The 6,217-nt window shown below is 67.1% G+C and carries 10 protein-coding genes; 5 read left to right on the forward strand and 5 right to left on the reverse strand.

All coding sequences use genetic code 11. The features are described 5' to 3' along the window. From ON44_RS16445 to ON44_RS16460, 4 genes are all read right to left on the reverse strand, one after another. The coding region (locus tag ON44_RS16445; protein ID WP_040690913.1) for a hypothetical protein at positions 1-350 on the reverse strand (350 nt) is incomplete at its 3' end. A gap of 70 nt (positions 351-420) precedes the next feature. Next, complete coding sequence (locus ON44_RS16450) at positions 421-1,017, reverse strand: DUF308 domain-containing protein (protein WP_040690916.1); 597 nt, start codon at positions 1,015-1,017, stop codon at positions 421-423. A 62-nt stretch (positions 1,018-1,079) separates the two neighbouring features. Then, complete coding sequence (locus tag ON44_RS16455; protein ID WP_040690919.1) at positions 1,080-1,283, reverse strand: hypothetical protein; 204 nt, start codon at positions 1,281-1,283, stop codon at positions 1,080-1,082. 395 nt (positions 1,284-1,678) lie between these two features. Beyond that, positions 1,679-2,230: a TetR/AcrR family transcriptional regulator gene (locus ON44_RS16460; protein ID WP_040690920.1), complete on the reverse strand. Its 552-nt coding sequence runs from the start codon at positions 2,228-2,230 to the stop codon at positions 1,679-1,681. Between the two features lie 93 nt (positions 2,231-2,323). Between ON44_RS16460 and ON44_RS16465 the strand changes: the two genes are divergently transcribed. Next, the gene (locus ON44_RS16465; RefSeq protein ID WP_040690925.1) at positions 2,324-3,088 is read left to right on the forward strand and encodes an alpha/beta fold hydrolase; all 765 of its coding nucleotides are present in this window, start codon (positions 2,324-2,326) and stop codon (positions 3,086-3,088) included. Between the two features lie 271 nt (positions 3,089-3,359). Here ON44_RS16465 and ON44_RS16470 read toward each other — a convergent pair whose 3' ends face one another. Continuing rightward, a complete protein-coding gene (locus tag ON44_RS16470; protein WP_040690921.1) occupies positions 3,360-4,004 on the reverse strand; it encodes a maltokinase N-terminal cap-like domain-containing protein in 645 nt (214 codons plus the stop codon). 93 nt (positions 4,005-4,097) lie between these two features. Between ON44_RS16470 and ON44_RS52585 the strand changes: the two genes are divergently transcribed. The 4 genes from ON44_RS52585 to ON44_RS16485 all read left to right on the forward strand — a co-directional run bounded on the left by ON44_RS52585 (position 4,098) and on the right by ON44_RS16485 (position 6,199). After that, on the forward strand, positions 4,098-4,376 hold the full coding sequence (locus ON44_RS52585; protein WP_245567190.1) for a pyridoxamine 5'-phosphate oxidase family protein: 279 nt from the start codon (positions 4,098-4,100) through the stop codon (positions 4,374-4,376). Between the two features lie 8 nt (positions 4,377-4,384). Then, on the forward strand, positions 4,385-4,519 hold the full coding sequence (locus tag ON44_RS53450) for a hypothetical protein (RefSeq protein ID WP_281005192.1): 135 nt from the start codon (positions 4,385-4,387) through the stop codon (positions 4,517-4,519). A gap of 108 nt (positions 4,520-4,627) precedes the next feature. Then, positions 4,628-5,035, forward strand: coding sequence for a YciI family protein (locus tag ON44_RS16480; protein ID WP_040690922.1), 408 nt, complete (start codon positions 4,628-4,630; stop codon positions 5,033-5,035). Between the two features lie 6 nt (positions 5,036-5,041). Further along, positions 5,042-6,199, forward strand: a complete 1,158-nt coding sequence (locus ON44_RS16485; RefSeq protein ID WP_040690924.1) for an RNA polymerase sigma factor — start codon at positions 5,042-5,044, stop codon at positions 6,197-6,199. The last annotated feature ends 18 nt before the right edge of the window (positions 6,200-6,217 follow it).

A 6,217-nucleotide genomic window follows, 5' to 3' on the forward strand; every position in this document is an offset into this window, starting at 1 on the left:
AGCACGACCGGTGGCGCGATCGGCGGTTCCGCGGGCGGTTTGACGTAGGCCGCCTCGACCGCGTCATCGGCGCGCAGTCGGTCCGCGACCGCCTCGAGCTCATCGCCGACCCCGCGCACGGCGAAGTAGTTGAGGTATTCCGCGCCCACATCCTCTCGAGCGGTGCCCGCGATCCGCTGCGGCAGACGATTGGGCGGCCCGAAGATGCGTACCGGCGCACCGCCTTCCGGCAGCAACTCGACCAGCCGCGATTGTGCCGCGAGACTCTCGCGCACCGCATGGGGATCGATACCCGCTCGGGCACCGTGGGTGACGACGATCAGTTCCGAACCACTATCGGTGCGTGCCATGACCGACAGTTAACCCGTCCCATGATCATCGCGCCAGGGCGATCCGACGCCAACTCGGATGTGCGCCAGCTCAGTTCGGCGCTGCCGGAATGCGCCTGGCCGCCGCGACCGGGTCTACCTCGCCGCGTCCGCGCGCGACCGTGAGAATCTCCAGCATGCCGATCACGATCGCGCAGCCACCTGCCGTCACGCCGAGTACATCCAGCGAATCGAACGGCAGGGCGACCATGATGAATCCCACCATCATGGTCAGCAGCCCGAATATCTCTTGCCAGCCACCCTCGGGCAACTCGTCGGCCCAGACCGCCACGGTCGCCTGCACGATCCCGCGCACGGCCCAGCCGAGGCCGATCCACACCGCGAGCAGCAGGATCGAATTCGCGCTGTGGAACGCCATCACGGCCAATGCCAAAGAGGCGACGCCGCTGAAGAATACAAACATCCGCAGTGCCGCCCAGAACCGGGCGCCTATCGCGATGATCAGCTGCAACGCACTGCTCAATAGTAGGTATAGGCCGAACAACAACTCCGCCATGCGCTCGGTCTTGTCCGGCCACACGGCTATCAGCACTCCGAGAACCACCGAGCCGATACCCGCGACCAATACCGCCAGCCGCGCCTCGTCGGCAAGCGAACCCCCAAGACCCGCACTCTCGTTTTCGGGCATAGCTCCATAGTATGGGCCCGGGGCGCGGATAACCGGATGTTTGCTTTCGGGTCGCGATATTTCTACGTCGACTGAGCGTGTCGCGGTGAATCGCGCCTGTGCACGAGTGCCCCGACACCGCAGGCGAGCATCGTCGCGGCCATGAGCGTCAGCGGCACGTGTCGAGCGAGCAGGTTCTCGCGCAACGGGTCTCGCAGCAGCAGCCAGCCCGCGACGATCATCACGAATCCCTCGCAGAACGCCGCGACCAGCGCAGCTTCGACCACCGGCCGCTACGCTCGACGGTTCCGGTCGACGAGCCAACCGCCGATGCCGAGCAGCGCACAGCCGAACCCGGGTGAGCGACGCGCCGAAAGCCGCCGACGGTGCGTCGACAGTTTCGGCGCGAATGTCGTTCCAGCGCACCGCGACGACGTCATCGCGCCAAATCTCCAGTTCGACAGCTGATCCGGGTGTCGCTGCGGCGAGGATCGTGTTGTCGGAGGGGAAGTCGAGGTGCCGCTCGATGCCGGTGTCGACCTCTAGTTGTTGCGGGTCAGGACGTTGGTGACACACGACCGAGCAGCCACTCCGGATGAGGGGCTCGGACCCGTCTCGCTCAGTCGCCAAGGGGGTGTTGGTGTTTGATATCCTCCACCGCCGGTTTCACAGGTACGGATTGTCACGTTGCGGTCAGGTACTGCTCCAGCGCTGCGCGGATGGCGGGACTTGCGGCAGCCTCGTCGAGTTCGAGTAGGGCGGCCTCGACGACCAGGCCGATCCACAAGCGCGCCGACTCGATCGGGTGCGACCAGCCCATGGCGCGAAAGTCCTCCGCCGCAACATGCGCGAGTGTCTTGTTGCGGGCGCCGATCTGATCGGTGATCGCCCGCTCGGCGCGCGCCTCGAGGAGTAGCGCGCGCACGCCTCGGTTGTGCAGGCAACCGTCCAGGTAGGCCCGCTGGGCGGCGCGCAGCCGTTCCCGCCCTGGGGGCAGATCTCCGACCGCAGCCGCCATCTCCGTATCCAGGCGGTCGTGGAAGCCTTTGTGTAGGGCCACGAGGTACTGGACTCTGTTCGGGAAGTGGTGGAAGAACGTCCCTTTGGATACCCCGGCCTCGGCCACGATCCGGTTGACACTGAGCTCGGCGAGGCTGAACTGACCTGCAAGCCTCAGCCCTGCATCGACCAGAGCAGCCTGCGTACGTGCGGCCGCCTCGACTCGGATCGACACTCCAACTCCTCCTCGGAATCCGTTCTTGCGGTGCGGTGTGGCATGAACCTACCATCAGTGACCGACCGGACGGTCAACGAACGGAGGATGGAAATGAGCGAACCAGCCACGATCCCCACCCGCGCCGGCCGGATCCACATCGTCGAACGCGGTGAAGGCCCCCCGGTCGTGCTGCTGCACGCCACCCTGCACGACCACCACGACTTCGATCCGATCGTGAACAAGCTGGCCGCGTGCTTCCGTGTCATCGCAATCGACTGGCCGGGCCACGGCATGTCCGATCATGGGCACCCGTCGGCGGCACAGCTTGCGGACGTGCTCGAGGACGTGGTGGACGCGTTGGGGCTGCCAACTGCCGCCTACATCGGCAACTCCGTCGGCGCGTTTGCCGCCGGACGTCTGGCGGTGAGACGACCCACCGCCGTGACCCATCTGATCCTGGTGAATCCGGGCGGATTCGTCCCGGTGCCGATGTTCGCGCGGGCCTTCTCCCGCGGTATAGGGAATCCAGCTGTCGCCCGGCTGATGATGCCACGGATGGTGCCGGCCTACTTGCGTTCACGCACCGACTCCGACAGACAGATCACCGCACGCGCTGTGGCTCGCGCCAAGACACCTGACGGTGCCCGGGTCGCCGCAAGTCTCTGGCGGAGCTTCGGTGCGGCTGATTACGACCTCAGTTGCAGCGAGATCGCCGCTCCCACGCTGGTGGTGTGGGGTCGACGGGACCCGATCGTTCGCCGAAGACTCCTGCCCAGAACGCTGGGTTCGGTCGCCGAGTTCGACACCGGGCATGTGGTGTTCTCCTCCGACCCGGACGGTTTCCTAGCAGTGGCGCTGCCGTTCCTGGGCGCATGATGCACTCCGCCGTCGACGGATACTCACGCCTGGCCTACGCCGAAGCCTCCCGGACGAGAAGGCCGCGACGGCGATCGCGTTCACCCATCAGCATCACGCACACACGAAGGCGTCACCAACGTCGTGGCCTCCTATATCTAGTCGGTAAGCGTCACTCCCCGTGGACGACGGCATCGGTGACGCGCACCTTCAGAGCATGGTCTTCGCGCTCGTAGGCCACCCGCTCGCCCGCGGTCCACGTCGCGTCCACGACTCCGATGCTCGGGTGCGGTCATGTGCCGACCACCAGGACCACACCGCGCACGGTGGAACCGTTGCCGATCTGCCATGGCACGGTTACCCGGACGGCATCCGTCTGGTCGGAAGCCGGTGTGGCGGGCTCGGGACGCAGGACCCGCTCGACCCGAATGCTTCGATCACTGCCCACGGCGACGGCGGTGTGGGTCGGTGTATCCAGAGCGGAGCGGAATTCCGTTGCAGTGGAAGGGAACTCGCCGATCAAGACAACGGAGGGATCCGGTGTGTCGCTCATGCTCTGTGCTTGCGGCTGCGCCTGCCCGGCCAGCAGCGCGACGATCTGCGCGATCGCCGCCGGATCCCGGGTCGCGTCGTAGATCCAGCGCTGTCCGAGCACACCGTGGATCGAGGTGCCGACGAGAGCGTCATCGGCACCGTCGAGCGGTGCGTCGCGGTAGGTGAGCGGCACGTGGTAGGTGATCGGTTCCGGTGCAGCGCTGTCGTTCACGAGCACGAATTCGATGCCGACCGCACCCGCCGGATCGTCGAGCCGGAAACCCCCGGCCTTGCTCAGTTCCGGCGCACGCCCGCCGTCTCGATACCACGGCCGAGTCGGCAACCAGGCGGTAAGCAGTTCGAGCTTGCCGGGCGACATGGTCGTACGGTGAATAACAGCCATGGGGCACCCTATCCTTCAACGGCGAGTGGAGGTTTCACGCGGCTTGGAGTTGGTACGCGACGCGGCCCGCCACAGGCTCGCGACCTGACTAGCTTGGCCTACGTCGCCAACGACGGCACACCCCGCAATGTCCCGATCGCGTTCACCTGGAATGGCTCGGAGATCGTCATGTGCACTACGAAGAACGCCCCGAAGCTCCCGGCCCTGCGCAAGAACCCGATGGTTGCCCTGACGATCGACACCGAGGTGCCCCCGCCCAAGATCTTGCTCGTCCGCGGTCGGGCCGAGCCGGACATCGTCGATGGCATCCCGGACGAGTATCTCCAGATGAACGGCACCTACGAAATGACACCCGAGCAACGGGTTCACTAGAGGCGCAAGTGCGTTCGCTTTGCGACGGCATGGTCCGGATCGTCGTGACCCCGACGTGGGCGAAGCTGATCGACTTCGAGACGCCTCTGCCGAGCGCGGTCGAGGGGCTGGTCCGGCAGCGGGACGAGCGTCAACGCGCCTGAGCGAAGTCCGCCAGAAAATTTCGCGGTGGGATGTCGAGAATCCGGCCTCCGCTCCGTCCTCGCAGTGAACACGGCCAGAATGGGCCGTACCGTACCAAGGAGAACACAATGGCCAAATACCTGCTGCTCAAGCACTACCGAGGTGCGCCGGCGTCGAGCAACGACGTGCCGATGGACCAGTGGACGCCGGAGGAGCTTTCGGCCCACGTGCAGTACATGCGGGATTTCGCCGCGCGGCTCGTGGCCACCGGCGAGTTCGTCGACAGTCAGGGGCTCTCCCCGGAGGGCACGTTTGTCCGCTACGACGGCGAGGGGCGGCCGCCGGTCACCGACGGCCCGTTCGCGGAGACCAAGGACCTGATCGCCGGTTGGATGGTGATCGATGTCGAGACCTACGAGCGGGCGCTGGAGCTGGCCGGCGAGTTGTCCGCGGCGCCGGGTGCGGGTGGGAAGCCGATCCACGAGTGGCTCGAGCTGCGCCCGTTCCTGACCGCGCATGCGACCATCACGGAGTGACGGACGGTGGACGAGACCCTGGTGCGGACCCTCACTCCCACGGTGATCGGGATCCTCGTCCGTCGCGGAGCCGACTTCGCGGCGGCCGAGGATGCGGTGCAGGACGCCCTGGTCGAAGCGGTGCGGGTGTGGCCGGATGATCCACCGCGGGATCCGAAGGGCTGGTTGGTCACCGTGGCCTGGCGCAAGTTCCTCGACGCTGCCCGCGCCGATACCTCCAGGCAGCGGCGCGAGGTGCTCGTCGAGGACGAGCCCGTGCCCGGCCCGGGCGAGGCGGTGGACGACACGTTGCAGCTGTATTTCCTGTGCGCGCACCCGTCCCTGACACCGGCTTCGGCTGTCGCGCTCACGCTGCGCGCGGTCGGCGGTCTGACCACGCGTCAGATCGCGCAGGCCTATCTCGTGCCGGAGGCAACCATGGCCCAGCGGATCAGCAGGGCCAAGCGAACCGTCTCGGGCGTCCGGTTCAACCAGCCCGGTGACATCGCCACGGTGCTGCGCGTGCTCTACCTGGTCTTCAACGAGGGCTATTCCGGTGACGTCGATCTCGCCGGCGAGGCGATCCGTCTCACTCGCCAGCTGGCGGCCAAGACTCACCATGAGGAGGTCGCGGGCTTGCTCGCGCTCATGCTGCTGCACCACGCACGTCGCCCGGCACGGATCGGCACCGACGGCAGGCTCGTGCCTCTTGCCGAGCAGGACCGCGGCCTGTGGAACACCCGCCTGATCGCCGAGGGCGTCGAGGTGCTCCAGGCGGCCCTCACACGCGACCGTCTCGGCGAGTTCCAGGCCCAAGCCGCCATCGCCGCGCTGCACGCCGATGCCCGGACGGCCGAGGAAACCGACTGGGTGCAGATCGTCGAGTGGTACGACGAACTGGTGCGCCTCACCGACAGCCCGGTGGCCCGGCTCAACCGGGCCGTCGCGGTCGGTGAGGCCGACGGCCCGCGGGCCGGCCTGGCCGCCCTGGTCGAGCTCGACCCCGCTCTGCCCCGCTACGCTGCCGTCGCGGCGTACCTACATGAGCGTGACGGTGACCCGGTGACCGCGGCGCGGCTCTACGCCGAAGCTGCCGGCTCGGCGTCCAGCCTCCCCGAACGCGACCACCTCACGCGACAGGCCGCACGGCTCAACGCGCAGCTGCGCAGTCAGCGGGGCGTGTGACGGAACACCTGTCGATCC

The organism is Nocardia vinacea NBRC 16497, from assembly GCF_000308835.1.
In the GTDB taxonomy this organism is placed as follows: Bacteria; Actinomycetota; Actinomycetes; order Mycobacteriales; family Mycobacteriaceae; genus Nocardia; species Nocardia vinacea.

Bases quoted from the DNA above. Each gene is read 5' to 3' on its own strand.
- ON44_RS16450 (WP_040690916.1), bottom strand. From the start codon at position 1,017: ATGCCCGAAAACGAGAGTGCGGGTCTTGGGGGTTCGCTTGCCGACGAG.
- ON44_RS16465 (WP_040690925.1), top strand. From the start codon at position 2,324: ATGAGCGAACCAGCCACGATCCCCACCCGCGCCGGCCGGATCCACATC.
- ON44_RS16470 (WP_040690921.1), bottom strand. From the start codon at position 4,004: ATGGCTGTTATTCACCGTACGACCATGTCGCCCGGCAAGCTCGAACTG.
- ON44_RS16480 (WP_040690922.1), top strand. From the start codon at position 4,628: ATGGCCAAATACCTGCTGCTCAAGCACTACCGAGGTGCGCCGGCGTCG.